32 protein-coding genes are annotated in these 25434 nt (G+C 66.8%); 3 read left to right on the top strand and 29 right to left on the bottom strand.

The window, feature by feature from the left end:
• The 28 genes from EV216_RS04300 to EV216_RS04165 form a co-directional block, all read right to left on the bottom strand.
• A partial coding sequence (locus EV216_RS04300; RefSeq protein ID WP_165899142.1) for an IS3 family transposase occupies nt 1–316 on the bottom strand: 316 nt, incomplete at its 3' end.
• A 10-nt stretch (nt 317–326) separates the two neighbouring features.
• A complete protein-coding gene (locus tag EV216_RS04295; RefSeq protein ID WP_132693828.1) occupies nt 327–779 on the bottom strand; it encodes a transposase in 453 nt (150 codons plus the stop codon).
• 59 nt (nt 780–838) lie between these two features.
• Nucleotides 839–1138: a DUF7742 family protein gene (locus EV216_RS04290; protein WP_132693827.1), complete on the bottom strand. Its 300-nt coding sequence runs from the start codon at nt 1136–1138 to the stop codon at nt 839–841.
• Between the two features lie 4 nt (nt 1139–1142).
• Nucleotides 1143–1862 (bottom strand): DUF2793 domain-containing protein, encoded by a 720-nt coding sequence (locus EV216_RS04285; protein WP_132693826.1) that lies wholly within the window; start codon nt 1860–1862, stop codon nt 1143–1145.
• Nucleotides 1855–5751: a baseplate multidomain protein megatron gene (locus tag EV216_RS04280; protein ID WP_132693825.1), complete on the bottom strand. Its 3897-nt coding sequence runs from the start codon at nt 5749–5751 to the stop codon at nt 1855–1857. Before EV216_RS04280 ends, EV216_RS04285 begins: the two co-directional genes overlap by 8 nt.
• A gap of 3 nt (nt 5752–5754) precedes the next feature.
• On the bottom strand, nt 5755–6198 hold the full coding sequence (locus tag EV216_RS04275) for an NlpC/P60 family protein (protein WP_132693824.1): 444 nt from the start codon (nt 6196–6198) through the stop codon (nt 5755–5757).
• Nucleotides 6195–7082 (bottom strand): DUF2163 domain-containing protein, encoded by an 888-nt coding sequence (locus EV216_RS04270; protein ID WP_132693823.1) that lies wholly within the window; start codon nt 7080–7082, stop codon nt 6195–6197. The genes EV216_RS04275 and EV216_RS04270 overlap by 4 nt, the downstream gene beginning before the upstream one ends.
• The gene (locus EV216_RS04265; protein WP_132693822.1) at nt 7082–7714 is read right to left on the bottom strand and encodes a DUF2460 domain-containing protein; all 633 of its coding nucleotides are present in this window, start codon (nt 7712–7714) and stop codon (nt 7082–7084) included. Before EV216_RS04265 ends, EV216_RS04270 begins: the two co-directional genes overlap by 1 nt.
• A 15-nt stretch (nt 7715–7729) precedes the next feature.
• Nucleotides 7730–8395 (bottom strand): phage tail tape measure protein, encoded by a 666-nt coding sequence (locus EV216_RS04260; RefSeq protein WP_132693821.1) that lies wholly within the window; start codon nt 8393–8395, stop codon nt 7730–7732.
• A 3-nt stretch (nt 8396–8398) separates the two neighbouring features.
• Nucleotides 8399–8593, bottom strand: coding sequence for a rcc01693 family protein (locus EV216_RS04255; protein ID WP_132693820.1), 195 nt, complete (start codon nt 8591–8593; stop codon nt 8399–8401).
• Nucleotides 8583–8915, bottom strand: a complete 333-nt coding sequence (locus EV216_RS04250; RefSeq protein WP_132693819.1) for a gene transfer agent family protein — start codon at nt 8913–8915, stop codon at nt 8583–8585. Before EV216_RS04250 ends, EV216_RS04255 begins: the two co-directional genes overlap by 11 nt.
• 2 nt (nt 8916–8917) lie before the next feature.
• On the bottom strand, nt 8918–9331 hold the full coding sequence (locus EV216_RS04245; RefSeq protein ID WP_132693818.1) for a phage major tail protein, TP901-1 family: 414 nt from the start codon (nt 9329–9331) through the stop codon (nt 8918–8920).
• Nucleotides 9332–9354: 23 nt separating this feature from the next.
• Entirely contained in the window at nt 9355–9765 is a 411-nt protein-coding gene (locus EV216_RS04240; protein WP_132693817.1) for a DUF3168 domain-containing protein, read from the bottom strand.
• Complete coding sequence (locus tag EV216_RS04235; RefSeq protein WP_132693816.1) at nt 9762–10103, bottom strand: head-tail adaptor protein; 342 nt, start codon at nt 10101–10103, stop codon at nt 9762–9764. Before EV216_RS04235 ends, EV216_RS04240 begins: the two co-directional genes overlap by 4 nt.
• Nucleotides 10100–10693: a head-tail connector protein gene (locus tag EV216_RS04230; RefSeq protein ID WP_341539354.1), complete on the bottom strand. Its 594-nt coding sequence runs from the start codon at nt 10691–10693 to the stop codon at nt 10100–10102. The genes EV216_RS04235 and EV216_RS04230 overlap by 4 nt, the downstream gene beginning before the upstream one ends.
• A 154-nt stretch (nt 10694–10847) precedes the next feature.
• Complete coding sequence (locus EV216_RS04225) at nt 10848–12059, bottom strand: phage major capsid protein (protein WP_279388188.1); 1212 nt, start codon at nt 12057–12059, stop codon at nt 10848–10850.
• Nucleotides 12060–12081: 22 nt separating this feature from the next.
• A complete protein-coding gene (locus EV216_RS04220; RefSeq protein WP_132693813.1) occupies nt 12082–12645 on the bottom strand; it encodes an HK97 family phage prohead protease in 564 nt (187 codons plus the stop codon).
• A gap of 13 nt (nt 12646–12658) precedes the next feature.
• Nucleotides 12659–12901: a GTA head formation protein, RCAP_rcc01685 family gene (locus EV216_RS04215; protein WP_132693812.1), complete on the bottom strand. Its 243-nt coding sequence runs from the start codon at nt 12899–12901 to the stop codon at nt 12659–12661.
• Nucleotides 12898–14073 (bottom strand): phage portal protein, encoded by a 1176-nt coding sequence (locus tag EV216_RS04210; RefSeq protein WP_132693811.1) that lies wholly within the window; start codon nt 14071–14073, stop codon nt 12898–12900. The genes EV216_RS04215 and EV216_RS04210 overlap by 4 nt, the downstream gene beginning before the upstream one ends.
• 126 nt (nt 14074–14199) lie before the next feature.
• A complete protein-coding gene (locus tag EV216_RS04205) occupies nt 14200–15570 on the bottom strand; it encodes a terminase large subunit domain-containing protein (protein WP_165899141.1) in 1371 nt (456 codons plus the stop codon).
• The gene (locus EV216_RS04200) at nt 15473–15775 is read right to left on the bottom strand and encodes a hypothetical protein (RefSeq protein WP_165899140.1); all 303 of its coding nucleotides are present in this window, start codon (nt 15773–15775) and stop codon (nt 15473–15475) included. The genes EV216_RS04205 and EV216_RS04200 overlap by 98 nt, the downstream gene beginning before the upstream one ends.
• A 220-nt stretch (nt 15776–15995) precedes the next feature.
• Nucleotides 15996–17144, bottom strand: a complete 1149-nt coding sequence (gene mltG / locus EV216_RS04195; protein ID WP_132693808.1) for an endolytic transglycosylase MltG — start codon at nt 17142–17144, stop codon at nt 15996–15998.
• A complete protein-coding gene (fabF, locus tag EV216_RS04190) occupies nt 17144–18406 on the bottom strand; it encodes a beta-ketoacyl-ACP synthase II (RefSeq protein WP_132693807.1) in 1263 nt (420 codons plus the stop codon). Before fabF ends, mltG begins: the two co-directional genes overlap by 1 nt.
• Before the next feature lie 167 nt (nt 18407–18573).
• Nucleotides 18574–18807 (bottom strand): acyl carrier protein, encoded by a 234-nt coding sequence (locus EV216_RS04185; RefSeq protein WP_132693806.1) that lies wholly within the window; start codon nt 18805–18807, stop codon nt 18574–18576.
• A 206-nt stretch (nt 18808–19013) separates the two neighbouring features.
• Nucleotides 19014–19751: a 3-oxoacyl-[acyl-carrier-protein] reductase gene (gene fabG / locus EV216_RS04180; RefSeq protein ID WP_132693805.1), complete on the bottom strand. Its 738-nt coding sequence runs from the start codon at nt 19749–19751 to the stop codon at nt 19014–19016.
• Between the two features lie 10 nt (nt 19752–19761).
• The gene (gene fabD / locus EV216_RS04175) at nt 19762–20697 is read right to left on the bottom strand and encodes an ACP S-malonyltransferase (RefSeq protein WP_132693804.1); all 936 of its coding nucleotides are present in this window, start codon (nt 20695–20697) and stop codon (nt 19762–19764) included.
• Between the two features lie 54 nt (nt 20698–20751).
• Complete coding sequence (locus EV216_RS04170; protein ID WP_132693803.1) at nt 20752–21675, bottom strand: glycosyltransferase family 92 protein; 924 nt, start codon at nt 21673–21675, stop codon at nt 20752–20754.
• 63 nt (nt 21676–21738) lie between these two features.
• Nucleotides 21739–22377, bottom strand: a complete 639-nt coding sequence (locus EV216_RS04165; protein ID WP_165899139.1) for a hypothetical protein — start codon at nt 22375–22377, stop codon at nt 21739–21741.
• Nucleotides 22378–22638: 261 nt separating this feature from the next.
• Here EV216_RS04165 and rpsF point away from each other — a divergent pair, with 261 nt between their 5' ends.
• From rpsF to rplI, 3 genes are read left to right on the top strand one after another with little or no spacing between them, the layout of a single operon-like run.
• Entirely contained in the window at nt 22639–23001 is a 363-nt protein-coding gene (gene rpsF / locus EV216_RS04160; RefSeq protein ID WP_132693801.1) for a 30S ribosomal protein S6, read from the top strand.
• Nucleotides 23002–23030: 29 nt separating this feature from the next.
• Nucleotides 23031–23258 (top strand): 30S ribosomal protein S18, encoded by a 228-nt coding sequence (rpsR, locus tag EV216_RS04155; protein ID WP_132693800.1) that lies wholly within the window; start codon nt 23031–23033, stop codon nt 23256–23258.
• A 12-nt stretch (nt 23259–23270) separates the two neighbouring features.
• Entirely contained in the window at nt 23271–23891 is a 621-nt protein-coding gene (gene rplI / locus EV216_RS04150; protein WP_132693799.1) for a 50S ribosomal protein L9, read from the top strand.
• 192 nt (nt 23892–24083) lie between these two features.
• Here rplI and tig read toward each other — a convergent pair whose 3' ends face one another.
• Entirely contained in the window at nt 24084–25415 is a 1332-nt protein-coding gene (gene tig / locus EV216_RS04145) for a trigger factor (protein WP_132693798.1), read from the bottom strand.
• Between the last annotated feature and the right edge of the window lie 19 nt (nt 25416–25434).

The following is a 25434-nucleotide window of genomic DNA, read 5'->3' as shown; positions in this document are numbered from 1 at the left end:
CCATTGTCCTCGGACCAATGGCGGACAATGGCTCGCCCCGGAGCCGGGTCGGCCGGTCGGCGTGGAAGACATGGTTGACCTTGTCGTCCGGACAGGGCCGCGCGGTGTCGGGGTTGGTCGTCACGACCTTCTTGCCGCGCACCACGCCGCGGAGCCCCATCTCGCGCATCAGCCGCTCCACGCTGCATCTGGCCACTTCGATGTCGGCGCGGCCGAGGGCGAACCAGACCTTCCGGGCGCCATAGAGCCCACGGTTGGCTGTCCAGACCTCCCGGGTCTTCCTCGGCTCGGCGTCGCGCTGCGCCCGTGGCGACAAGCGCGCGGGGTCACGCTGCGCGGCCTTGCGTTCGGACCAGGTGGACGGGGTGATCGGCAGCCTCCTGCAGATCGGCCTTCGCCATCGGGCTCGGACCGATGGCGCCACGACGGGCGACCGCCTTCGCTGGCTCACCCTTCTTCAGGATCTCGTTCGTCGGGAAAACCGCCCACTGGACGGTTTTCTGACCCTCCTCACCCTGCCGCAGCTCGCGGTTCTCGCGCTCGCGTTCCTTGATGCGGGCCCTCCCGGCACTCGTCGGCCCAGCTTCCTTGCCCGCATCACGCCGCGCCTGCTTGTACCAGGCCCGCTGGCTGTCGGGCGAGCAGCCGAGCTTGTCGGCGATGTCGCGCACCGCAGCTGTCAGGCTCGCATAGCTGTCAAGATGATCGACCACCATCTGCACCGCCCGCTCGCGGAACTCGGCCGGGTATGGGCGCGTCGTGTTCTCCTTCCCGTCCATGGGAAGGCATCCTTCGAGAGTTTTGCCCTCCTGTAAACCCGGGGCGGTTCAGACCCCGATCAAGCGGGACAAGCCTTGGCCGTCCGGCGGTCTGCGAGGGCGGAAAAGACCAACGCAAGGCAGCGGCAATAGTCGGGATCGTCGAGCAGCGGTTCAGGCGGAAGGGACTCCCTCTGGACAAGGGCCATGAGCGAGCCGTTGCCCCAGACCGGATGCGCGCGGCCGAACCGCTTGCGATAGGAATCCGCAGCCTGGGCGCGCACAAGCATCAGAGCCATGGAGGCAGGGCGTTCGCCGGACGGACGGGCGAACAGCGCCCGCGCGGCCGCCACCGCATCGCCGGGAAGGACCGGACGCATGATCCTACACCGTGCCCGGAAGGCCGAACTCGGCGTAATGGAGCGCAAAACGGACCTTGCCTCCCGCAAAGTCTCCTCCCTCGGGCGATAGCACCAGCGGTTCGGGACCGTAAAAGGTCATCGGCCAGCCGAGAACGCCGTTCGCATATGAGTTGAGCCCGATCCCAAGTCCGCTGCCGAAACGGTCAAGCGCCCCCTCGGTGCCGAGGCTCCAGGCCACCGCCGTTCCGGTGATCGGTTCGATAACCCGGGCGGTCACCGCAAAGACCATCGCGTGCGACGGGATCTGCTGCGACGTGGGCTGTGGGCCAGCAACCGCGATCACATGGTCGAATTCCACGACCCTGGCCTCGAAGGCCGCCCCGGTCGGCGAAACCGCCCCGGAGGTCGCGACCGCTACCCAGCCCGTCCCGTCATGACACATATCCGTGCCCGTATCGACGACCCAGGCGCGCCAACCGGCGAGCGGTTCGGCGAAGACCCAACCGCCATTATCGGCAATCGCGATGCGTCCCGCCTGCCCGGCCCATGCGCCGGAAGCGCCCGCCGCGATGCTCCACGCCTGGCCATCGGGTGCAGTTTCGGGCGGCGCGGAAAGGCCGAGGCTTTGCAGGCGCAGTTGCACGAGCGCATCGAGTTTCACCAGCGCCTCGTTCACCGTCACATGCTTCTGCGCTTGCGCGGCCTGCATCAATGGCAGGGCCAGGTTAGCAGTCTCATTCATCGATCACGATCCTTCGATAGGGTCCGGGTCCGAACTGGTCGGACAGTTGCGCCACTTCGATGGCAACAGGCTGCGCAGTGGCATCCGCGATGCGCATCTGGGCGGTGTAGATCCAGCCTGGGGCCTCGGTCGTGGCCCCGCGCAGCACTGCGCCACCCGCTCCGATCACCCGCAGATGATAGGCCTCGCGGGTCTCGCCCAGCGGCACCTCGACCGAGGCCCAACTATCCCCGTCGATCCGCGTCCGCCGGGTCCAGCCGATGGCAAGACCGCCATGCCCGTCGGGACGAGAGGTCAGTTGGCAGGGGGCATAGGGCCTGAGGCCCATTCCGTCGAAAGCGGCGACAAGATGGGTGAACGAGGCATCGTCATAAGGCCTTGTACCGGGGCCGATCCGGTATTGGCGCGCCAGCCCGCGGGCCGACAAGGGCAGGGTGATCTGGGCAGGTGCACCATCGAGCAGAACGAATCGGCTACCTGCGGACCAAATGGCAGGGATCACCCCATCGGTCCCCGCCTGCCCGCGAAGCCTGAGACGCAGATCATAGGTCAACGGCGCCACAAGATCGGCCTGGGCGAACTGGAACACCTCCCAGTTGCCGGGGCTGCCATCGCCGATTGCCGCCGCATTCGCTCCTGCCAGAAGTTCGGCCATGCCCACCGAAGACAGCGCGCCCCATGACAACCTTACCCGGAGCGCCGCACCTCGGTCCCAGCGCGAAGGCGCGGCGGCCGCGAGCGGGCCTTCGGTCACGCCGATAACCGCAGGCTGGCCGATCAGCGTGTTGAGGTCATAGCCCGCATCGCTGACCGCGCCATAAACTGCGACGTTGCCCGGCCAGGGCGTTGCCGCTACTGCCAGATGTGGCGCGTGTGGAACCTCTTCGCCGGTCAGCAGCGGCAGGTCCATGAACAGGGGATGAACCGGCATCGGGGAGACGAAAGCCGCCTGCCGCACCGGCGCCTCATCGCGGTTCGGCGGCGGGTAGAGGCCACGTTCGACCCGGACCGCCTCGATTTCGCGCGCGCCGGACAGATCGACCCGGTCGACGCGGAAATCGCCGCCGGGCAAGCGCAGGACGTCACCCGGCCCGACCTCCATCATCGAGGGCGGCAATGCAAAGCGGGCCCGGTCGCGCGCGACGCGGGATTCCGCCAGCCATCGCTCGACCACCGCCTGCCCCTCGCCGCCAGTCAGCACCAGGGCCAGTTCGCTGGAGGCGACCGTGCGGCTTCTTTCATCGGGCAGGATCGCCTCTGCGGCGCGGGTCTCGTAGGCGCCTTCGGATTCGATGAAGGAAAGACGGACCCGCCCGGCGGTCTCGGCCTCGGGGGTGCGGATATGTTCGATCTCAGAGGACGACCGCTCGGTTGCCACAAGACGCCCCGCATCGATGACCCGTTTGGGCCGCCCGTTGCGGTTGAAGAAGACAAGCTTCCCCTCGCGCTCGGCCGCCTCGGCGCCATGGGCTAGCATCAGGGGCTGAAGCGCGCTGCGCGCACCGTCGTTGCCCGTCACCGCGTAACCGCGCACAAGCCCGTACAGCTGCTCGACATGCGGGGTCTCCAATCCCGTTGCCGCGCAGATCTCGGCGACCACGGCATCAAGGGCCTGCGCCGAACTCCGTCCGTTCAGCCAATGACCGCGAGCGTAGTTGTCACCATCCGCCCAAAGCTCTCGGTTGCCCGGGAAATGCGGGAAAGGCCGGACGTCCCAGGCCCAGACATGAGCGCGGGAGAGGTCGATCATCCGTCCACCATAGACGTCCGACACCGGGTTCTTCGCAGGGTCAGCCCAATAGGTCAAAATCGCCCGAAGATACTGGTGCTGGATCAGGTCGTCGCGCGCCCCGGTCGAAAAGGGCGGCAGCGCGTTCTCGGAGGATTTCGGGTCAACGAACAGGTTCGGCGCGTTGGTGCCCTTGTCCACAGCGGCACAGCCGAATTCGGTGAACCAGACCGGTTTCGAGCGCGGCAACCAAGGCGTCGGCACGGCCTGCCGAACGCCACCGACGCGGTCATGATGAGGGTTCTCCCACCAGCTGCGGATATCCTTGTAGCGCCAGACCCAGGCCTCGCCATACGCCCCGTCGGTGACCGGAACGCGGATCTGCGCATTGCGGGCCTCGACGCTGGGATAATACCAGTCGTAGCCCTCGCCGCCCTCGATATTGGCCTTCAGATAATCGAGCGCATGGATCGCACCCCAATCGGCATCCACATGCTCCTCACCCTCGCGCCAATCCGAGAGCGGCATGTAATTGTCAATGCCGATGAAATCGATGTTCGGATCGGCCCAGAGCGGGTCGAGGTGGAAGAACCGGTCGCCCGGCTGATGGGCCGGTTGGTACCCCGAATATTCGCTCCAGTCGGCAGCATATCCGATCTTCGCACCAGGCAGCACCGTGCGGACTTCGGCCGCCAGGGCGCGCAGCGCCTCGACCGCGGGAAAGCTGTTGGCGGGGCCGCGGATCGTTGTCAGCCCGCGCATTTCGGACCCGATGCAGAACGCCCCCACCCCGCCCGCAGCGGCACAGAGATGAGCGTAATGAAGGATGAATCGGCGATAGCTCCAGCCATCGTTTCCGGTGTAGCGGACCGTCTGGCCGTCGAAGACAAAATCTTCCGGCTGGGCCGAGCCGAAGAAATCGGCGACCTCGGCGGCAGCTTCATGGGTGCCATCGGGCGAGAACGGATGGCCCGGCGCAAAGGACAGCGTGATCCGCCCCCGCCAGGGCAGATGGGGCTGGCCCTCTTCGCCGGAATAGGGATCGGTCAAGGTATTGCCCTGAAGCTGATCCATCAGGATGAAGGGGTAGAACACCGCTTCCTGCCCGCCCTCGGCGAGCGCCTTGATTGCCTCGATGACGCTTTGGTCGGACGGCGTGCCACCATAGATCGCCCGCCCCTCGATGCGCGGGATCACATTGGCCTCGTCCCGCGACAGCCCCGCCACACGCCAACGCATCGGCTTGCCGTCGATATCGTCCTGTTCGACGCCGGGCGCGATGCGCGCCATACCCGCCCGCAGATCGCCCGAGAACCAGCTCACCACCAGCACCACCGACCCTACGCGCGGCAACTCGCCCCGCAGCGTGTCCAGCGACACCGCGATGTCGGATTTGCCGCCCGGCGTGTTCACATTGGCCGAACGTACGACGCCCGGTGCATCCTCGAAATGGACGGGCGTGGTGGCCAGCGCATATTCCCCCGTGCCCGGGATCAGCGCGACCCCCTGAACGAGATGGGCAAGGTCCTCGACCTCGCCCGCCGCCGCGCGCACCGCCTCGAACGAGAATTGCGGCACACGGTTGCCGAACCGGCCCAGATCGAGATCCTCGATCACCAGATAGGCAATGCCGCGATAGGTCGGCGCCTGGCCCATGCCTTCGACCGCCTCGATCAGCGGGTCTGGCAACTGGTCCTCGCTGCCCGAATAGACCCGCATGTTGATCTCGTCGGGGGCGATTTCGGCGCCATCGGCCCAGATCCGGCCCACCCGCGCGATCTCGCCCTCGCAAAGCGCAATCGCCAGGCTGACGGTATAGCTGTATTCGCGGACCTTGGGCTGAGACGGCGCACCCTTTCCGCCACCCGACTTCTTAACCCGCTCCTTGAAGCGCGAGGCCCAGATCACCTGTCCCGACAGCCGCGATCGCCCCCAGAGCCGGGTCACCGGCGCCCCCTCGCTGGCGCCGGTCAGGTGAAACCGCTCGACGCGGCCGGTCTCGATCGCCTGCGAGCCCGTTCCGAGCAATTGCTGGTCGATCGCCCGGCCGATCGTGGCGCCGACGGCCCGGCCGATCACCGCGCTCGACAGCCCCAGCACCGAGCCGCCCAAAGCGGAGCCCGCCGCCGCACCGGCTGCGGACAGAACGATTGTTGCCATGGTCTAAGTCCTTTCGGGAAACGCGAACCGAGCCACGATGCGGCGTGCCCATGGCGTCGAGAGCGGGCTCTCGACCACCCCGTGGCCATGATAGGCGTGGATGAAACTCGCCCGCGCGCCGATCGCGCCCTGAATGCCCAGATGCTTGGCAACACCCGCCTCGCGCAGACGGAACAAGATGACGTCTCCAACGGCCGAGTCCGCTACAGGCTTCTCGAGAAGATGCCGCCGAGCGGCCGCCCAAAGCGTTTCCTCGCCCTGAGGTTCGGACCAGTCGGGCGTATAGGGCGGCACCGCCTCGGGCTCGGTGCCGTAAATCGCCCGCCACACTCCGCGCAGCAGGCCAAGGCAGTCCGCCCCCGCCCCCGGCATCGAGCCCTGATGGTGATAGGGCGTGCCGATCCAGCGCCGGGCCTCGACCGCGGCACGCTCTGCGATCAGGCTCATCGGTTCAGGCTCCCCCCGTCATTGACACCCGATTGGGACGGATAGGCCATCAGCCAGTCCTCCCCCGGAACGTGCGGGAAGCCACGGAAGTTCGCGAAGTTGTGAAACTTCCAGCGGCAGGTATCGGCCGAGCGGTCGCAGCCGGCAATCAGCCGCAACGAATCCCCGGGACCGACCGCACCGCGGATTTCGGACCAAAGTTCCACGACGCGCACCCCGGCCTCGTGGCGGTCGGCCTTGATCACCCCGAACAATCCCGCAGCCGGGCCGGACAAGACCTCGAGCCGACCATGCTCGAACCAGCGCGGTTGAAACTCGTTCATCGCCTCGAAGCGGAAGATACGCCGGGCTTCGATCAAACCTGCTGTCACCAGCGTCGAAAAGCCAGGACGGGTCGCGTCGAACCCGCAGGCGGCATCTCCCAGAACCGCTTGGCAGGGGCTCTGGTAGACCCGCCCCAGCGGTTGGTTCAACGCCTCGGCCTGGCCACGGATCTCGACCTCGAACCCGCCGCCCGTGCGCGCGAACTCGCCCAGCGAACCGACGAAAAGGATCAGCCGCTGCCTGACATCGGCCCAATTCACCAACCAGATACAGAGCGATGCGGCGTCATAACGGCCCGCCGCGACATCATCCTCGGTGATCGCCTCGGAACTGAGCACGCCAAGCGCAGCCGAGTTGTCCACCGACAGACCCGTCGACTGGGACAGCGCCAGCGCGCTCATTCCGGTTTCGGCGCGGAACGTCACACCATCAAAGGAAAGATCCCGATCATGGTCTGTGAACCCCAGAACCACCCCGTCGTGCCGCGTGATCGCCCAGGCCCGCGCAAGCGTCGTCGCGCCGCTCGCCAGATGCGCCTGCAATGCCTCGGAGATCGCCATCAGACCCGAACCTCCACAACCGGCACCGAGGGGACATCGCCCACCTTGAAGCTCGCAACCGATGTCTGGATACGGTCGGTGTCGAAACGCACCGGCACGTCGAACTCGAAACCGGCTGTCACCGCCGCGCCGAATTCGGGCGCCTCTGCCAGCATCACCAGCCCCGTCGCGGTATCGACCGTGAAATCCAGGCCCTCCGCCAGTTCCACCCCATCGATCCCAAGTCGAACGCTGTCCGCGACCGGTTTCGCGATCGGGCGCACATAGGAATGCCCGCCCGAGGAATAGGTCTTGGTCAATTGGAACAGCGTCTTCGAGCCGTCGCCAAAACCGATCCTCTGGTCGTCGAAGGCAGGATCGCGCGAGGGAAGGCAAGACTTGAAGTCCGACCAATCCTTCCAGCGGAACCCGTAAAGCTGTCCGCGTCGCGCCTCGAAAAAGGCGATCATCGCCTCGACATCGTCGAGCGAGCGCATGGCAACGCCCGCGTCGTAGCGCCGTCGGCCATGTTCCCAGGGAGTGTTGCGCTCCTCGAACCCGTTGGCGAGCGTCACGATCTCGGTGCGCCGCTCGGGTCCGCCGACCGAGCCGAAGCTCAGGTTGGCCGGGAACCGGACCTCGTGAAATGCCATGTCCTTTCCTCCGCGTTATCTGTTGCGCTGGCCGCGCGCGATCAGCCGCCCCATATCCGCGGCGATCTGGCTCTGGCTGCGGGCAAAGCCCTGCACATCGGGCGTGGTGATGTTCATGACGACCTGCACCGGTCGTCCGCCGCCGCCTTCGCTTCTGATGCCCAGCCGACCATCCGCGCCGCGCGCCAGCGGCAGGATCGCCTCGGGACCGGCCTCGCCCATCAGACCCGTCCCTCCGCGCATCGGGAAATGGGTGGCCCGGTCGATCACACCGCCGGTGGCAAAGGGGATGACGCGGCCCTGGGTAAAGGCTCCGCCCTTGGCGAAGGGCACCGCGGCGCTGACCAGCCCCTCGATGCCACCCGCGACAAGCCCGCCCAGTTGGTTCTGAACCGGCTTGATCGCGGCCGAATAGGTAGCGTTCACGATCGAATTGACGACGGTCTTCAGCGCATCCGACAGCTTCACCCCGTCGAAGACGAGCCCGTCGAAGGCCCGCCTCAATCCACTGCCGATCGAACGCGACAGGCTGCCAACCTCCCGGTTGGTCAGTGTCAGGCTCTCACGCATCCGGACCAGTTCCACCTCGAAGGCCGCCGCGGTGCCCCGCGCGCCGCCCAACGTCTTCTCCAGCGCCTCGATCTGCGCGTCGAAGGCGTCGAAATCCTCTGTCTGGGCCATTGGTTATCCTTGATCCAACCTGTTGTCGGGAAAGGCCCGCGCGAGTTCTTCCAGCCGCGCGCGGCTCATCGGCGCGGGGCCACCGGCCGCGCCCAGCATCAACATCAGTTCGGCCGGGGTCAGCGCCCAGAACTCGGTCGGCTTCAGGCCCAGTCCCCTGATCCCGGCCTGCATCAGGGCGCCCCAGTCAAAGCCCATCGCATTGCGCCTCCGGAAGGGTGAAGGCGCGCGCCAGAAGCTGTGCGGCGGCCTGAGCCGCGGCAATCGGACCGCCGCCGATATCCGCCCGCGCAAGGTCGGCGGCCGAGCCGTGCCAGCCCCCGCCTCGAAGCCCAGCGAGCAACAGCCCCAGCACATCGCGCGTCGAGAACGCGCCTTCCTCATAGCGCTCGATCAACGCCACAAGGGTGTCCGCACCCAGCGCCGCCTCCAGCTCCGCCAGTGCCCCAAGCGTAAGCTTCAGCACACGGCGTTCACCATCGATGACCAACGCCACCTCGCCTGCATGGGGATTGGCCATTGTCAGAACGCCGTAAAGGCCAGCGCCCCGGCCGAGGCCAGCGTCAGTTCGTAAGTGGCCTCACCGTTATGGCTGCCGGAATACTCCAGCGAGGACACCTGAAACGGCCCCTCGACCACGCCGAAGCCCGGGATTACGATTTGGAAGGTCGGCGTCTCGGAATCGAAGAACACCTGCCGCGCGCGCGCGTCGGTCTCCGCATCCTTGAACACGCCCCCCCCGGAGATTCCGGCCGATTTAACCCCGGCGCCTGCCAGAAGCTCGCGCCAGCCGCCCTCGCTTTCCAGGCTGGTCACATCCACCTGTTCGGCGTTGAAACTGATGCGGGTGGCTCGCAGCCCCGCAATGGTCTCGAACTGACCGGCTCCGGTCAGGTCGAGCTTGATGAGTAGATCCTTGCCGAATTGCGCCGTCATCGTGCTTTCTCCAGGTTAGGTGTTCAGTCGTCCTCGACCCGCGCTGCGAAACGCAGGTCGATCCGGCGCTCGCCCTGGGTGCCCACCCGCCGGGCGCGGGCCCGGTCGAACCACAGGCCCACGATCCGCCCGCGAGACATCGCAAGGGGCGCGTCCACCAGGGCGTCGGATACCGCCGCAGCCGCCGCCTTGGCCTGGGCAAACCCGGCCTGTCGGCTGACGATGGTGATCGTGAACAGATGCAGCGCCCCGTCCCCGGTCTTGTCCGAGGCATCGCGCACCTCTTCCGGACCCAGGCTGACATAGGTCGGCGGCAGGTCGCCCGCCGGAACCACGTCATAGATCGCCCCGCCCACCAGCGCCGCAAGGTCGGCATTACCCGCCAGCCGCTGGTAGATCGCCGCCTGAAGCGCGGCTGCCGCGCCATAGCTCATGACGGTTTCTCCTCCTCTGCAAAGCAGAGCAGGTAATGCCCTTTCCGGTCCGCCTCAGTCACCGCGCGGATGTGAAAGATCCGCGCGCCTTCGCGAAACCGTTCGTCGGGCTCGGGCCGCCGGGCCGAACCCGAAGGTGCGGCGCGTACGACGATGTGATATGGCACCCGCGTCAGGGTCAGTTCCTGCCCCGCGCGCTCGCCGCCCGTGCGCGGCGTGATCTCGGCCCAGATCACTCCGAGCTCGACCCATGTCTCGGAAAACCCGCCGGCCCCATCGGGCAGCCGTTGGGCCGCTTCAAGGACAAGGCGTCGGTTCAGAACAGGCGGGCGTTTCATGCCACCCCTCCGGCCGTCACCCGCAGCCGTCGCCAGCGTTCGGTCAACGCCGCAACACCGAACGGCATGTGGCCTTCGCCCGTAGACGCCTCGTGCCGATGCTCGTGGTAATGCGCCGCCAGCAGAAAGACCGCCTGCCCCAGATCGGCAGGAACGCTGTCCCACTCCGCACCGAAACCGGCATCGAAATCGACCTCGGCGCCGCCCCCCTGCGGGATCGTCGGCAGGCAGGTCCGAACCGCGGCCAGCCTGGGATAGGTTCCGTCCCGCTCCAGCCGATAGGTGGCCGGATCGCAGACGCAGACGGTGCCGTTGCGGTCGAAGACCCGAAGCTCCGCGATGCGGGACACGGGCGCCACCGGCAGCGGCTCACGCGCTCCATCGCGCCAACCGTTCACCCCCCAGGTAAAGCTGCGCGCCAGAAGCACCTTGGCGGTCCGTTCCTCGATCGCCGCCATGGAGGCCCGCAGGAATGCCTCCAGCAACGCGTCCTCTGCCCCGTCATCGGAAAACCCGGTGCCAAGGCGCAGATGCGCCTTGAACCGCTCCAGAGGCAGCGCGGCGGCGGGCAGCGTCGTCTCGATCAGCATCATCTCGTCATTTCTCCGCTAGGCCCCCCGCTGAATGTCGGCGCGCGCCGACCCGGCCTGTCCCGACGGAGGGAACAGCTGGACAGACCGGATAGGTCCGGCGCGCGCCTGGCCGCCCCCGGGGTCAGCCGAAGGCAACGTCTCGGTCAGGTCATCAGGCGGTTGCGAATTTCAGAAGCTTGATCGCGGCATAGTCGCTGACATCGCCGCCGACGCGCTTGGTGGCATAGAACAGCACATGCGGCTTGGCCGAGAACGGGTCGCGCAGAACCCGCAGGTCCGGGCGCTCGGCGACGGTGTAACCCGCCTGGAAATCGCCGAAGGCGATCGCCACCGTGTCCGAGGCGATATCGGGCATGTCCTCGGCGATCAGGACCGGATAGCCCAGAAGCCGCGCAGGCTCGCCCGCCGACAGCCCGTCCGACCACAGGAAGCGCCCATCTGCGTCCTTCATCTTTCGCACCGCGCCCGCCGTGCGCGAATTCATCACGAAAGTGGCACCCGCGCGGTATTCCGCACCCAGCGAGTAGACGAGGTCGAGGATTGCATCGGCCGGCGACACCGCGTCGAAATCGCCATCGGACCCCGTCGCGACATAGCCGAGGCTGCCCCAGTTCCAGGCACCTTCGGGAACGTGGGGGTGCGACAGGAACCCCGTAGGCTTGTCGACACCGTCGCCATTGATGAACGCCGCCGCCTCGGCGCGGGCGAACCTGTCGGCGATGCGCGCGGCCAACCAGCCCTCGATGTCGAACGCGGAATCGTCCAGCAGCCGCTGGCTGGCCTTGGGCATGGCCGAAAGCTCGTGCAGCGGGATCGACACGCGCTCGATCTGCGGCGTGCCGGTCTCGATCTGGTTGGCGGTCTCGGTCGACCAGCCCGAACCGATGTCCGAATGGTCCACCAGCACATCGAACGAGGTCGCCTCGACGGTAACCACCTGCGCGATCGAGCGGATCGAGGCCGTCGAGCGCAGCACCGACTTGATCGTATCCGAGGTCTCGGGATCGACGAGATAGCCCCCCTCGGCCGCGACCGAGGTCCCCAGCGCCTTGCCCTCGATTTCCAGGCTGCGCAGCCCGTCATCGTCTCCGTTGCGAAGATAGGCGGCAAGGGCCTTCTTGTGCGGCGCTTCGAGATCGGCGGCACGCGACAGGGCGGGGCGCCCGGCGGAGGTCATTTGGGATTTCCGGTCCAGCATGGTCAGTCGCTCTTCCTGTTGTTGAAGTCGGGATTTCACATCAGCCTGGAACCCCCTGAAATCGATCAGAAAAGAGTTCAACGCCTGCTTCATTTCCACCGCCGGAGCATGGCTTCCGCCGGACTTGGTCTCGGTCTCGGTCATCTCGCTTGTCCTTGTTGAGATCGGTCCTCGCGGCCTTTGGCGATCAGCCCTCGGCCAACATGCGGCGGGCGCCTGAAAAGGCTTCCGCCAGTTCGCGCAAGAGCACCTCGGCGGGGTCCCTCCCCTTGGCGCCAACCCGCGCTTCGGCAAGCATCGGGAAGGTCACCAGCGACACCTCCCAAAGCTCCAGCTCCGCCAGAAGCCGACGCCCGCTTGCATCCCGTTCGGCCCGCTTTGTGCGATAGCCGATCGACAAACCGTCGATGGCGCCCGCCGAAACGAGGGCGGCCGCCTCGCGGGCACGCACGACCTCCGGCAGCAACCGCCCCTTGACGTAAAGCCCGCGGCCATCCTCCCGGACCTCGTCCCAGATTCCGATGGGCTGGGCGGGATCATGCTGCCACAGCATCTTGACCCGCCGACCCTCGGCGGCCATCCGCTTCAGGCAGGCGCCGTAGGCCCCCGCCTGCACAACGTCGCCGCCCTGGTCTGTCGCACCGAACAACGAGGCATAGCCCTCGATCACCGCGCCCTCGGCCAACGCCAGCGGCCCGTCCGGCCGACAGAACTTGCGTTCCAGCCCGGTATCCCTGTCATATCCGATCATCGAACTCCCCTTTTCACGGCGAGATCGCCAAGAGCGATGCCACGCCTTCCGTCAAGATCACCGCCACCACGCCGTAGACGGTCAGCCACATTCGTCGTTCCAGCCGCTCGAGCGCCGTCTCGATCCGCACGAGTCGGAATTCGAGCGCCGTCCAGCGCTCCTCCCAGACGCGTTCATTGGCGTCGATCCGCGCATTCGCCACCTCGAAGGGCGCATAGAGAAACCTGGACCCCGACCTCTCGGCCGGGGGCTTCATTTGCCCTCCGGCCGGGCGGGCAGACCCAGAAGGGCACGTTTCTCGTCCTCGGTCAGGAAATCCGCCCCGGCGATCCGCAGCCATTGCGCATCGCGTTCGGCCGCCAGCGCCGGCACCTGATCGAGATCGGGCTTGAGGCTCACTGTCTCGCCTGCAAAGCGCGACAGGAACTCGGCGACGGCACCGGCGACCTTTGCCACCATCGGCAGGATTGTGAGCCGATAGAAGGCGCGGTTAGCCTCCTGGTAGTTCGCGTAGGTCGCATCCCCCGGGATCCCCAGCATCATCGGGGGCACACCGAAGGCCGTCGCGATTTCCCGCGCCGCGGCCTCCTTGGTGCGGTGGAACTCCATGTCCGAGGGTGAAAAACCCATCGGCTTCCAGTCCAGCCCGCCCTCCAGAAGCATCGGCCGCCCTGCATTCGCCGCCCCCTGGTGATGGCTAAGCATCTCGTCCTGAAGCCGCGCGTACTGGTCTTCGCTCAGGGTCGCATTGCCATCCGTCCCACGATAGACGATCGCCCCCGAGGGCCGCGCCGCGTTGTCCAGAAGTGCCTTGGACCAGCGCGAGGCCGAATTGTGCACGTCGATCGCGGTTGCCGCCGCCTGCATCGGCGAAAGTCCATAGTGATCGTCCTGGGGATGGAAGCTCTTGATATGGCAGATCGGCGGCAGGTCGACCATCATGTCGAACCGATGTTTGCGCCCGCCGACGGTGTAATCATAGGCGACCGGCCAGCCATCGCGCCCGGGAACCAGATGCATCCGGTCCGATCGAAGAACATGCAGTTCGAATGGCATCCCCCCTTCGCCACCGACCGCTTCGAGATAGGCATTCCCCGACAGCAGCAACTGGCCGTAAAGCGTCTCGAACAGTTCGGCCCGTCCCTGTGCCGGATTTGGCCGCGCGATCAGTTCGAGCAGCGGGTGGGTCTCGTAGCGCCGCTCGCTATCCTGGCAGACAAGCGGCAGCGCCGCCGCGGCCTCTGCGATCAGCTTGACCGCACGAAACCCCACCGGGTTGCCGACAAAGCCGTTGCGGGTCAGCGAGACGGTATCGCGCGGGCTCCAGGCCACGCGCCCAGACCCCGCCCAGGCGATCACCGGGCCGGTGGCAGACGCTTTCGCCTCCGGCGCCCGCGTTTCGGCACGGCGGAAGATATTCAGTTTCATGGGCAAAGCTCCTCCGGTTTCGCTGTCGCTGCCCGTCAAGGGCCCAAGGAAAAGGCCCGCGTCCCGGGTTTTCCGGGGCCGGGCCTCGCCATTCCGCAAGGGCCGCGCCGCCGCGGCCGTGATTCTCTAGAGACTGCGCACCCTCGGACGCCGCCAATGGGCGGCGGGGGCAATCATCAGCTCGTGGATCGCCCAAACCAGGGCATCCACACGGTCGGGGCTGCCACGCCCCTCATACCCGCGCGAGGTCATGCGACACATCTGGTCCTCCAGTATGGCCAGGCCGGGCAGATGCTTGACCCGCCCCTGTTCGTAAAGGGCAGCCACCGGCTCGGCCCGGGCGGCCTTGCCGCGCGAAGCACGCACTGCCCGGAACGGCACCAGCGGGTCGAGTTGCCGGATCACCGTCTCGACCAGATCGCCACCCTGGTTGACCTCGGCGACCAGCCGGTCGGCGCCGAAGCGTTCCATGGCCTCGATCGCCGCCTGCGCCCAGACCGTCGGCGCCACGCCCGCAAGGCTGGCATCCGCCAGCACCACCGCGCGCCACTCCTGCGGCGGCCCCTTGCTCTGCACCCCCACGACCATGATCCCGCATTCATCCGAACCGCCATGCCCCGTGATCGGCGGATCGACCGCGACCACAACCCGGTCGAGTTCCGGCGCCCTGTCGATCCGGGCCGCCTCGATCGCCGCAAGCGGCCACAGCGCGCCCTCGGCCTCCTCAAGCAACACCCCGTCCAGTTCCTGCCGCCCCAACCGCGTGCCAGCATATCGCGTGCGGACCGCGTCAAGGAACGAGGCCGCAAGATTGGCCCGGTTCGCCTCAGTCGGCGCGTGGGTGACGACAGTCGTCGGTAGCGCCAGGATCGACCGCAAGACGCCGACATTCCGCGGCGTCGTGGTAATGCACTGCCGGGGCGATATCCCCAGCCGCAACCCGAACTGCAGCATGTCCCAGGTTTCTTCGGCCTTCTTCCACTTCGCCAGTTCATCCGCCCAGGCCGCATCGAATTGCGGCCCCCGCAGCCCCTCGGGATCATGCGCCGAAAACACCTGCGCGACCGCCCCGTTCGGCCAGACCAGCCGACGCCGCGTCGCTTCCCAGCGCGGGCGGCGATCAGGCGGCGAACAGGCCATCAGCCCGCTGTCGCCAAAGACCATCACCTCGCGGACCTGATCCACCGTCTCGCCCACCAGCGCCACCCGCCGCGACCGGCCCGGATCCAGCGGCCGCGGCCCCTCGACCTCGGCGCGCACCCATTCGGCGCCCGCCCGTGTCTTGCCCGCGCCCCGGCCGCCCAGCACCACCCAGGCCCGCCAATCGCCCTCGGGCGGCAACTGGTGCGGCAACGCCCAGAACTCGAACAGGAAGGGCAGCGCCATCAGCGTGCCGTCATCAAGGCTGTTCAGAAAGGCCGTCTGTTCGTCGCGTGGCGCGCATGCGATCCAGTCTGCGCCCGACCTCAAGACGTGCCTCATCGAGGTCGAGGGCATAGTCGCAGGCGCCGCCCGCTTCGTCTCGGAGAAGCTTTCCAACTCGTAACCTTTCGTCGAACGCGGTCTGGACCGCCTTGCCGAGATCGGTCAACGCGCCCCGTAATGCGCGGGCGCGCTCTGTCTTGCCGGCCTCGACTTCTTCGATGATCCCATTCAAGGCGCGTATCGTGCGCCTGTAATGCTCTTCGGCTTCCTCAAGCACCGCCCGGGCAGCCGTTTCGCCCACTTGCGGGGCAGTTATCGTTCCCATGCTGTCCTTGCCTGCTTGTCCTGCCGGCCCCCCGTCGCAGGAGAAGACACGAAAAAACGGCCTCGGGGGATACCCCGGGCCGCTAACCCACGTCTTCCAGCTTGCCTGAAGGTATAGATCAGAGCGCGCGCAGAGTCAAGAAGTTTATCTTTAACAAAGGGTTAACAGGAGGCTACTGACGCCCGGCCTCGATCTGGCGCCAGCGCGCCACGTTCTGGTTATGCTCGGCCAGCGTCCGGGCAAAGGCATGCCCCCCCGTTCCATCCGCCACAAAGAACAGGAAATCCGTATCATCCGGGTTCAGCGCCGCCTCGATCGAGGCCCGTCCCGGATTGGCAATCGGCGTTGGCGGCAACCCGTCGATGACATAGGTATTCCAGGGCGTCTCGCGGCGCAGCTCGCTTTGCCGGATGCCCCGGCCCAGCGGTTCCCTGCCTTGGGTCACCCCGTAGATCACCGTGGGATCGGTCTGTAGCCGCATCCCCTGCCGCAGCCGGTTCACGAAGACACTGGCCACCCTGCCCCGTTCGTCGGGTACGCCGGTCTCCTTCTCGACAATCGAGGCCAGGATCAGCGCCTCCTCCGGCGTCGTGATCGGCAAGTCATCGGCCCGCCGCGCCCAGAGATCGTCCAGAATCGCCGCCTGCCGCCGCTGCATTTCAGCGACCAGATCGCTTCGCGCCATGCCCGGCTGCACTTCATAGCTGTCAGGTGCCAGACTACCCTCGGCAGGCAGGTCAGCCACCTCGCCATCGAGGAAATCCGCCGATTTCAGTTCCTCGACGACCTGCCAGCTCGTGACCCCTTCGGCCAGCGTCACCCGGAACCGCAGGTCGGTTGCATTGCGCAATTCGGCATAGTCCTCGGGGATCTCGCCCGCCGCCGGATCGAAGGCAAGCACTTCCACATAGCGCCCCGTGCCGGGATCGACCTCGCGCAGCTGCAATTGTGCGCTGACCACCCCGATCCTGAAATTCAACTCGGTGCCGCAAGTGGACCGCCCGCCGCGCGTTACGATGTCGACGATTTCCTTCATCGAGGAACCGGGCGGAATCAGAAAGCTGCCGGCCTTCAACAGATCGGCTTTCTCCGTGTATTTCGCCCCCAGCCGGAAGATCGCGGCATTCGAGACCGCCCCCTGCCCCTCAAGCTGGCGCGAAAGCCCGGCCATCGTCGCGCCGGACTCGACCCGAAGGCAGATCGCATCGGCCAGAGGCCCGGCGCCCTCGTATTGCCGCTTGCCCCAAAGCAACAGGCCGCCCGCCAACAGAAACAGCGCGATGAACAGCGTCAGCGCGTTCGAGGCGACCGAGCGCCACATCACCGATCACCGCGCCCCATGACCAGCGTCGCATTGGTGCCGCCGAACCCGAACGAGTTTGACAGCGCGACCGCGATCTCGCGCTGGCGCGCCGCCTTGGGCGCCAGGTCGATGCGCACCCCCTCGGGCGGCGTGTCCAGGTTCAGCGTGGGCGGCGCCACCTGATCGCGCAGCGCCAGAACGCAGAAGATCGCTTCCACCGCGCCTGCCGCGCCCAGCAGATGCCCGATGGAGGACTTGGTGGACGACATCGTGGTGGCGGCAGCCGCAGCGCCCAGCAGACGCTCGACCGCGCCCAGCTCGATCGTGTCGGCCATGGTCGAAGTGCCATGCGCGTTGATGTAATCCACGTCCGCAGGCGACAGACCCGCGCGCTTCAGCGCCGCGGCCATCGACCGATAGCCCCCCTCGCCATCCTCGGACGGCGCGGTGATGTGATAGGCGTCGCCCGACATGCCATACCCCAGCACCTCGGCATAGATCTTTGCACCGCGCGCCCTGGCATGCTCGTATTCCTCAAGGATCACGATCCCCGCACCCTCGCCCATCACGAAGCCGTCCCGGTCCGCATCCCAGGGCCGCGAGGCCGATTGCGGATCGTTTCCGCGCTTCGTGGACAGCGCCTTGCAGGCATTGAACCCGGCGATCCCGATCTCGGAGATCGGGCTTTCCGCGCCCCCCGCCACCATCACGTCGGCATCGCCCCACTGGATCAGACGGGCTGCATCGCCGATGGCATGCGCCCCGGTCGAACAGGCCGTGACGACCGCATGGTTCGGCCCCTTGAACCCGAACCGGATCGAGACCTGCCCCGAGACAAGGTTGATCAGCGCAGACGGAATGAAGAAGGGCGATACCCGCCGGGGTCCCTTCTCCTGCAACAGAACCGCCGTATCGGCAATCGCCGACAGCCCGCCGATCCCCGAGCCGATCATCACGCCGGTGCGCTCGCGGTCCTCGTCGGTCTTCGGCTCCCAACCCGAATCCTTCACCGCCTGGGTGGCCGCGGCCATGCCGTACAGGATGAAATCGTCGACCTTGCGCCGCTCCTTGGGATCCATCCAGTCATCGGGGTTGAACGTGCCGTCCGCCCCGTCGCCGAACGGGATCTCGGCGGCATAGGTGGTCGCCACGCGCGATGCGTCGAACCGCGTGATCGGACCCGCGCCAGACTGCCCGGCGATCAGCCGCGACCAGCTTTCCTCGACCCCGCAGGCCAGGGGCGTGACCATCCCCAGCCCCGTGACTACCACTCGACGCATCCGCCTCTCCTCGCTCTCGTCCACGGCCTTTCCGGCGCTCCTGATACCGCGTTTTTTCCACGCTCGGCAAGCCGGGCGCAACAACGGCGCCGAACGGGCACCCGACCTCCCGAAACGAAAGCGGCGCCCCAGGGGGCGCCGCTCCGCAACACGTTCGCTCGAAAGCCTCAGGCGGCTTCCTGGATGAACTTCACCGCATCGCCGAAGGTCTGGATGGTTTCGGCAGCATCATCCGGGATCTCGATGCCGAACTCCTCCTCGAAGGCCATGACCAGTTCGACCGTGTCCAGGGAGTCCGCGCCCAGATCGTCGATGAACGAGGCGCTCTCGATCACCTTGTCCTCTTCGACACCCAGGTGCTCCACGACAATCTTCTTAACGCGATCCGCGATGTCGCTCATGTCTGTTCCTCACATTTGTTCAGGCGATTTGCCCGTCTTTGTTCTGTCGGCCACGAGGGGCCACCACCGATCCCGCAAAGCGGGACTCTCGCAAGCGCGGGGAACGCCCCCCGACGAACTCGCGCCGCCTATAACACATCGCATGTTCTTGGCAAACGCTTTCCCGTCGCAGACCGAAACCCGGGTCCGGGACCGGCTCCCCGCCCTCAGACCATGGCCATCCCGCCATTGACATGCAGCGTGGCGCCCGTGACATATCCGGCCTCGGAACTGGCCAGATAGACCACCGCCGCGGCAATGTCGGCGGGCGTGCCCATGGCGCCCACCGGCACCGCACCCAGGATCCCGGCCTTCTGCTCATCGGTCAGCTTGTCGGTCATCGCCGTCGCGATGAAGCCCGGCGCGACACAGTTCACCGTGATCCCCCGCGCCGCGACCTCCTGGGCCAGCGATTTCGACAGGCCCACCAGCCCGGCCTTGGCCGCACAGTAATTCGCCTGGCCCGGGTTACCCGTGGTCCCCACGACCGAGGTGATGTTGACGATCCGGCCCCAGCGCGCCTTGATCATGCCCCGGACCGCACCGCGGCACAGACGCATCGCCGCGGTCAGGTTCACGTCGATCACTGCCTGCCAGTCCTCGTCCTTCAGCCGCATGAACAGCGTATCGCGCGTGATCCCGGCATTGTTTACCAGAATGTCCAGCGCCCCCATCGCCTCGATGGCCGCCTTGGGCAGCGCCTCGACCGCCTCCGGATCAGACAGGTCGCAGGGCAGGACATGGGCGCGCTCGCCCAGTTCGGCCGCCAACTCGCGCAGCGGCGCCTCGCGCGTCCCCGACAGGCCCACAACCGCGCCCCGCGCATGCAGCGCCCGCGCGATCTCGGCCCCGATGCCACCCGACGCGCCGGTCACCAGCGCGCATTTTCTGCTCAGATCGAACATGTCCCCCTCCTCAGTTCATGCTGTCCACGGCTGCCGTCACCTCGTCGGGCAGTCCGACCTGACGCGTCGCGACGTCGCGCGCGATCCGACGGATCATGCCCGACAGCGCCTTGCCCGCGCCGATCTCCCAGATCTCGGTGACACCTTGTGCCGCCATCCACGCGACCGATTCCCGCCAGCGCACCGCGCCCGTCACCTGCTCGATCAGCAGCGCGCGGATTTCGTCGGGATCGCTCACGCCCTGCGCGCGGACATTCGCCACCACCGGCACCAGCGGCTCCTCGATCGTCACCTCGGCCAGACGCTCGGCCATGACCCGGGCCGCAGGCTCCATCAGCGCGCAGTGGAAGGGCGCGGATACGGGCAGCATCACCGCCCGCTTGGCACCCCGCTCCTGCGCCAGCGCGACCGCCCGCTCGACGCCCGCCTTGTGGCCCGAGATCACGACCTGCGCCGGATCGTTGTCATTCGCGGCCTGCACGACCTGGCCCTCGGCCGCAGCCGCGGCCACCGCCTGCACCGCCTCCAGATCAAGCCCCAGGATCGCCGCCATGGCGCCCTCGCCCACCGCAACCGCCGCCTGCATCGCCTCGCCGCGCAGCCGCAACAGCCGCGCGGTATCGGCCAGGCTGATCGCCCCCGCCGCGCACAGCGCCGAATATTCGCCCAGCGAATGGCCCGCCACGAAAGCCGCCGCATTGACCGTGACGCCCTCGGCACCCAGCGCCGCCATCGTCGCCATCGAGGTCGCCATCAGCGCAGGCTGCGCGTTCCGGGTCAGCGTCAATTCGTCCTGATCGCCCTCCCAGATCAGCGCCGAGAGCTTCTCGCCCAGCGCCTCGTCCACCTCCTCGAACACTTCGCGCGCGAGAGGATAGGCATCGGCCAGCGCCCTGCCCATCCCGATGGTCTGCGCTCCCTGACCCGGAAACACGAATGCGCGCATGTTTTGTCCCCTCGCTCGCCGATTTCGGCGTGGTCTATCGGCTAAGCGGGGGCTTCACAAGTCGGCGGAAAAGTCAGGCGACCTCGCGCCGCGGAGCCGGTCGAGGAAGTCGATGGCACAGCGGTCCTCGATCTCGCTGGCCTCGATATTGGCCACATTGCGCCGCACCCGCGCGGCGTGGCGCGCGGCCGCCACGCTCTGGTTCGATCCCCGCGCGATCTTGGCCGCCAGCTCCGCCTCGGAGCGTGTGTAATAGTGGTTCAACTGCAGATGATCCGCCGAATAGAAGCCGCGCGCGAAACGCCCCTTCAGGCTCGCCCGCTGGCCCCGGTCGTTCCAGGTCACATCCTGCCCATCGATCTCGACGCTATGCACCTTCAGCGCCGTCACCCGGGTCGCATCCACGATCGTCTTGAAATTCGTCACCCCGCGGACCCCGCTCAGAGGATCGGCCGCGCGGCGCGTGTAGTTCGCCACAACCCCACCTTCGGGCGGCGTCGCATGCCCGTTCCGTCCGAAATTGTGCCAGGGCAGCGACACACTGGGAATATCTCCCAGATGCGCCAGCGCGCCCTCCAGGCTCTCCGCGCGCCGGGGCACCAGAAACTCGTCGGCATCGATGCAGGCCATCCAGCGGAACCGCCCGCCGAAATTTCGCAGCGCATGGGCATAGGCCAGAACCTGGTTGTGGATCTCGCGGCCGGTCCCGGCATCCCACAGCTTCTGGTTCCAGGGGATCACCGTCAGACGCGCGCCGAGGACCTCGGCCAGACGTGAAATCGTCGCGTCGGTCGAGCCGTTGTCATAGACGAAGACATGGGCCGCGCCGGCCTCTGCATGAAATCTCGCCCATTCGCCGATATGACGCTCCTCGTTCCGGACGATCAGCACCAGCGCAAGTCCCGATCGCCCCGTGCAGGGGGCGGGCGGCGTCAGGCCCAGCTTGGTGATCGGACGCCCGGAGAACAATCGCAGCATGCACGGCCCCTGATTTTCGGTCGCCGCAAGCCTAGTTCCCTCGTCGCGGACAGACCAGACCGCTCAGGCCGCATGGGTCAAGGGCCGGGCAAGGCCGCGGCGACGCCGCATCCGGCGTCCCGGATTCGCCTTTCGCAGGCTCGATCCCTGAAGATCGCGCGCCATTCGGGCCTGAAGAACCGTCAGAACGGCCTCGCGCCCGCGCGCGACCTCGATCAGGTCGTCGCCCGTCCCCACCCGCACGAACAGCTTGGAGGGCTGCCCCGGCCGTTCGGCGCGCTGTACGAAGACCGAGCCGACCTCGTCGAAGGCCACCTCCCGCCGGATGCGCAACCCGCCGCGCGCATTGCTCAGGGTGCAGCGCAAGGATCGTGCCTCAAGGTCGACCTGCACCTCTTCGAGAAATCCGCGCTCGGCCAGCCAGCACAGCGCCAGCCCCGCCACGGCCAACCCACCGCTCGGTGCCACCAGCACCCCCAGGTCGAAAAACCCCAGCAAAGGCAGGACAAGCCAAAGCGCGCCGACCGCCGACAGAAGTGCCAGACCGCCGATCCAGGCAGCCCGCTCGAACGCGCCAGCGCTGCGAGAGACCGCTCCGCCGGCGATGACCACATAGCCCCAACGGGTCTCGGTCACCCCCGGCAACGCGATCTCCGCGCGTGCGGAAACGCGCTCATCCCGGTTTTCTAGGCCGGCCGTCATGTCGGTCGCATGCTCCCTTGCAACGGATGCCACGACCCTGTCGCGGGAAAACGGCAGCAATGGGCCGGACGGGAGCAGATTTGCGGGCGGTCCCGCGGCAGGCCCATGATCGGCGGCGGCGGGCTTGCATCGCGCGGTTCCATCTGTATAAGGCGCAGGTCTTCCGCAACGAACGTGATCGGTGCGGCCTCTCGTGGGCGGGAGGCGGAAGACCTTCGGACCCGCCCTTTGAAGCGCACCCGTAACAGGACTGGAGACAGCATGCCGCTTTACGAGCATGTGTTCATCGCGCGTCAGGACTTGTCCAACGCGCAGGCCGAGGGCCTTATCGAACATTTCGGTGCCATTCTCGCGGATAACGGCGGCAAGATCGTCGAGCACGAGTATTGGGGCGTCAAGACGATGGCCTTCAAGATCAACAAGAACCGCAAGGGGCATTACGCCTTCCTGCGCACTGACGCGCCCGCGCCCGCGGTCCAGGAGATGGAACGCCTGATGCGGCTGCATGACGACGTGATGCGCGTGCTGACCGTCAAGGTCGAGGCCCATGAAGAAGGTCCCTCGGCGCAGATGCAGAAGCGCGAAGAGCGTGGTGAACGCGGCGACCGCCGCGAGCGTCGCTGATCCAAAGCCTGCCAAGAGGAACCTAACCCATGGCCGCAAAACCGTTTTTCCGCCGCCGCAAGGTCTGTCCCTTCTCGGGCGACAACGCGCCCAAGATCGACTACAAGGACGTGCGCCTGCTGCAGCGCTACATCTCCGAGCGGGGCAAGATCGTGCCCTCGCGCATCACCGCCGTCTCGGCCAAGAAGCAGCGCGAGTTGTCGCGCGCGATCAAGCGCGCCCGCTTCCTCGCATTGCTGCCCTACGCCGTGAAATAAGGAACGAGATCCATGCAAGTGATCCTTCTGGAACGCGTGGCCAAGCTCGGCCAGATGGGCGAGGTCGTGAACGTCAAGGACGGCTACGCCCGCAACTTCCTGCTGCCCCAGGGCAAGGCGCTGCGCGCCAGCGCGGCCAATATCGCCCGCTTCGAGGCCGACAAGGCCCAGCTCGAGGCGCGCAACCTCGAGACGAAGAAAGAGGCCGAGGCGCTGGCAGCCAAGCTCGACGGCCAGCAATTCGTCGTGATTCGTTCGGCCTCCGATTCTGGCGCGCTCTACGGCTCGGTGACCACTCGGGACGTGGCCGACGCGGCCACCGCCGAGGGCTTCACCGTCGATCGCAAACAGGTTGTCCTGACCGGCCCGATCAAGGATCTTGGCCTGCATGACGTGATCGTGACGCTGCACCCCGAAGTCGAGGCCACCGTAAAGGTTAACGTCGCCCGTTCGACCGAAGAAGCGGAACTTCAGGCCTCGGGCAAGTCGATCCGGGAACTCGCTGCCGAGGAAGAGGCCGCCGCAGAGTTCGAGATTTCCGAACTGTTCGACGACATCGGCTCGGCCGCGGACGACGATTTCCTTGCCGACGTCGCCGAGACCCAGGGCTCGGGCGAGGAACAGCCGCGCTAGGGCCAGCTTGGGCGGGCCCACACGCCACCATGGCCACTCTTTCGCCGCAAGGCAATGGCACGGGCCGCACCCCACCGGTGCGGCCCGTCTCGTTTTAATCATGCCCGCTCCGCACCTTCCATCCGCGGACCGCAATGAAAAAGGGCCGCCCCCAAGGGCGGCCCTTTTCCCGTCAGTGCGATTGCGTCGCTCTCATTCCTCGTCCAGCTTCTCGACCGCCTTCTCCAGATCGGCCTTCGAGACCTCTGTTTCGACAATCTCGGCCAGCTCAAAGATGTAATCCACTACCTTGTCCTCGAAGAGGGGCGCCCGGATCTGCTGCTGCATCGCCTGGTTCTCGCGGACGAACTCGAAGAATTGCCGCTCCTGGCCCGGGAACTGGCGCGCCTGTGCCATCACCGCCTGGGTCATCTCGTTGTCCGAGACGCTGATCTCGGCCTTGCGTCCGATCTCGGCCAGCAGAAGACCCAGCTTCACGCGTCGCCCGGCCAGCTTCTGATGTTCGTCGGTCGGGACGATCTCGGCGTGGTCATGGCCCTGAACCTCGGGATGGTCCTCGTGCCAGAGTTGGTGCGCGATCTGCTTGGCCTCTGCCTCGACCAGCGAAGGCGGCAGGTCGAAGCTGATCGTCTCGTCCAGCACATCAAGCAGCGCACGCTTCATCACCGCACGCGCCGCGCCGCCGAACTCCGCTTCCAGCCGCTCGGCAACCTGGCTCTTCAGCGCATCCAGGCTTTCGACCCCGAACTGCTTGGCCAGTTCGTCGTCGATCTCGGCCGCCTTCGGGGCCTTCACGGCCTTCACGGTGACGTCAAAGGTCGCTTCCTGACCCTTCAGCTTCTCGGCACCGTAATTCTCGGGGAAGGTCACGGTGACCGTCACCTCGTCGCCCGCCTTGGCACCGACCAGTTGATCCTCGAAACCGGGGATGAAGCTCTGCGAGCCCAGAACCAGCGGATAACCCTCGGCCGCGCCGCCCTCAAAGGGCTCATCGCCCAGCTTGCCGACGAAGTCGATCACGACCTGGTCGCCCTCCTTCGCCTTCGAGCCCTTGCGCCGGTCCTCGAAAACCTGCGCGGTCTCGGCCAGCTTGCCAAGCGCCTCGCCGATCTCGTCCTCGTCGGCCTTGACCACCAGCTTCTCCAGCTTGATCGCCTTCATGTCGGGCTCGGGGATCTCGGGCAGCGCCTCGTAGGTCATCTCGACCACGATATCGTCGCCCTCCTTCCAGCCCTCGTTGGTCATCTTGACATCGGGCTGCAGCGCGGGGCGGTCGCCGGTCTGCTCGAAATGCGCGCTCATCGCGCCGTCGATCGTCTCCTGCATGACCTCGCCCATGACGCGCTGGCCGAACTGCTTCTTCAGCAGCGGCATCGGCACCTTGCCCTTGCGAAAGCCCTTGATCTCGACCTGGGGCCGGAATTCCTCGAGCTTCGCGTTGACCTTTTCGTCAAGCTCGGCGGCGGTCACGGTGATCGTGTAGCCGCGTTTCAGGCCGTCGTTCAGGGTCTCGGTGACCTGCATCTCGTTGTCCTTTTCATCC

Source organism: Rhodovulum steppense (assembly GCF_004339675.1).
GTDB lineage: Bacteria > Pseudomonadota > Alphaproteobacteria > Rhodobacterales > Rhodobacteraceae > Rhodovulum > Rhodovulum steppense.
The sequence above is the reverse complement of the archived record's forward strand: the minus strand, read 5'-3'. Positions and strand labels throughout refer to the sequence as shown.

Excerpts from the sequence above, each read along its gene's own strand:
- EV216_RS04295 (WP_132693828.1), bottom strand. The coding sequence starts at position 779 with ATGGACGGGAAGGAGAACACGACGCGCCCATACCCGGCCGAGTTCCGC.
- EV216_RS04290 (WP_132693827.1), bottom strand. The coding sequence starts at position 1,138 with ATGCGTCCGGTCCTTCCCGGCGATGCGGTGGCGGCCGCGCGGGCGCTG.
- EV216_RS04285 (WP_132693826.1), bottom strand. The coding sequence starts at position 1,862 with ATGAATGAGACTGCTAACCTGGCCCTGCCATTGATGCAGGCCGCGCAA.
- EV216_RS04280 (WP_132693825.1), bottom strand. The coding sequence starts at position 5,751 with ATGGCAACAATCGTTCTGTCCGCAGCCGGTGCGGCGGCGGGCTCCGCT.
- EV216_RS04275 (WP_132693824.1), bottom strand. The coding sequence starts at position 6,198 with ATGAGCCTGATCGCAGAGCGTGCCGCGGTCGAGGCCCGGCGCTGGATC.
- EV216_RS04270 (WP_132693823.1), bottom strand. The coding sequence starts at position 7,082 with ATGGCGATCTCCGAGGCATTGCAGGCGCATCTGGCGAGCGGCGCGACG.
- EV216_RS04265 (WP_132693822.1), bottom strand. The coding sequence starts at position 7,714 with ATGGCATTTCACGAGGTCCGGTTCCCGGCCAACCTGAGCTTCGGCTCG.
- EV216_RS04260 (WP_132693821.1), bottom strand. The coding sequence starts at position 8,395 with ATGGCCCAGACAGAGGATTTCGACGCCTTCGACGCGCAGATCGAGGCG.
- EV216_RS04255 (WP_132693820.1), bottom strand. The coding sequence starts at position 8,593 with ATGGGCTTTGACTGGGGCGCCCTGATGCAGGCCGGGATCAGGGGACTG.
- EV216_RS04250 (WP_132693819.1), bottom strand. The coding sequence starts at position 8,915 with ATGGCCAATCCCCATGCAGGCGAGGTGGCGTTGGTCATCGATGGTGAA.
- EV216_RS04245 (WP_132693818.1), bottom strand. The coding sequence starts at position 9,331 with ATGACGGCGCAATTCGGCAAGGATCTACTCATCAAGCTCGACCTGACC.
- EV216_RS04240 (WP_132693817.1), bottom strand. The coding sequence starts at position 9,765 with ATGAGCTATGGCGCGGCAGCCGCGCTTCAGGCGGCGATCTACCAGCGG.
- EV216_RS04235 (WP_132693816.1), bottom strand. The coding sequence starts at position 10,103 with ATGAAACGCCCGCCTGTTCTGAACCGACGCCTTGTCCTTGAAGCGGCC.
- EV216_RS04230 (WP_341539354.1), bottom strand. The coding sequence starts at position 10,693 with ATGCTGATCGAGACGACGCTGCCCGCCGCCGCGCTGCCTCTGGAGCGG.
- EV216_RS04220 (WP_132693813.1), bottom strand. The coding sequence starts at position 12,645 with ATGATCGGATATGACAGGGATACCGGGCTGGAACGCAAGTTCTGTCGG.
- EV216_RS04215 (WP_132693812.1), bottom strand. The coding sequence starts at position 12,901 with ATGAAGCCCCCGGCCGAGAGGTCGGGGTCCAGGTTTCTCTATGCGCCC.
- EV216_RS04210 (WP_132693811.1), bottom strand. The coding sequence starts at position 14,073 with ATGAAACTGAATATCTTCCGCCGTGCCGAAACGCGGGCGCCGGAGGCG.
- EV216_RS04205 (WP_165899141.1), bottom strand. The coding sequence starts at position 15,570 with ATGCCCTCGACCTCGATGAGGCACGTCTTGAGGTCGGGCGCAGACTGG.
- mltG (WP_132693808.1), bottom strand. The coding sequence starts at position 17,144 with ATGTGGCGCTCGGTCGCCTCGAACGCGCTGACGCTGTTCATCGCGCTG.
- fabF (WP_132693807.1), bottom strand. The coding sequence starts at position 18,406 with ATGCGTCGAGTGGTAGTCACGGGGCTGGGGATGGTCACGCCCCTGGCC.
- EV216_RS04185 (WP_132693806.1), bottom strand. The coding sequence starts at position 18,807 with ATGAGCGACATCGCGGATCGCGTTAAGAAGATTGTCGTGGAGCACCTG.
- fabG (WP_132693805.1), bottom strand. The coding sequence starts at position 19,751 with ATGTTCGATCTGAGCAGAAAATGCGCGCTGGTGACCGGCGCGTCGGGT.
- fabD (WP_132693804.1), bottom strand. The coding sequence starts at position 20,697 with ATGCGCGCATTCGTGTTTCCGGGTCAGGGAGCGCAGACCATCGGGATG.
- EV216_RS04170 (WP_132693803.1), bottom strand. The coding sequence starts at position 21,675 with ATGCTGCGATTGTTCTCCGGGCGTCCGATCACCAAGCTGGGCCTGACG.
- EV216_RS04165 (WP_165899139.1), bottom strand. The coding sequence starts at position 22,377 with ATGACGGCCGGCCTAGAAAACCGGGATGAGCGCGTTTCCGCACGCGCG.
- rpsF (WP_132693801.1), top strand. The coding sequence starts at position 22,639 with ATGCCGCTTTACGAGCATGTGTTCATCGCGCGTCAGGACTTGTCCAAC.
- rpsR (WP_132693800.1), top strand. The coding sequence starts at position 23,031 with ATGGCCGCAAAACCGTTTTTCCGCCGCCGCAAGGTCTGTCCCTTCTCG.
- rplI (WP_132693799.1), top strand. The coding sequence starts at position 23,271 with ATGCAAGTGATCCTTCTGGAACGCGTGGCCAAGCTCGGCCAGATGGGC.
- tig (WP_132693798.1), bottom strand. The coding sequence starts at position 25,415 with ATGCAGGTCACCGAGACCCTGAACGACGGCCTGAAACGCGGCTACACG.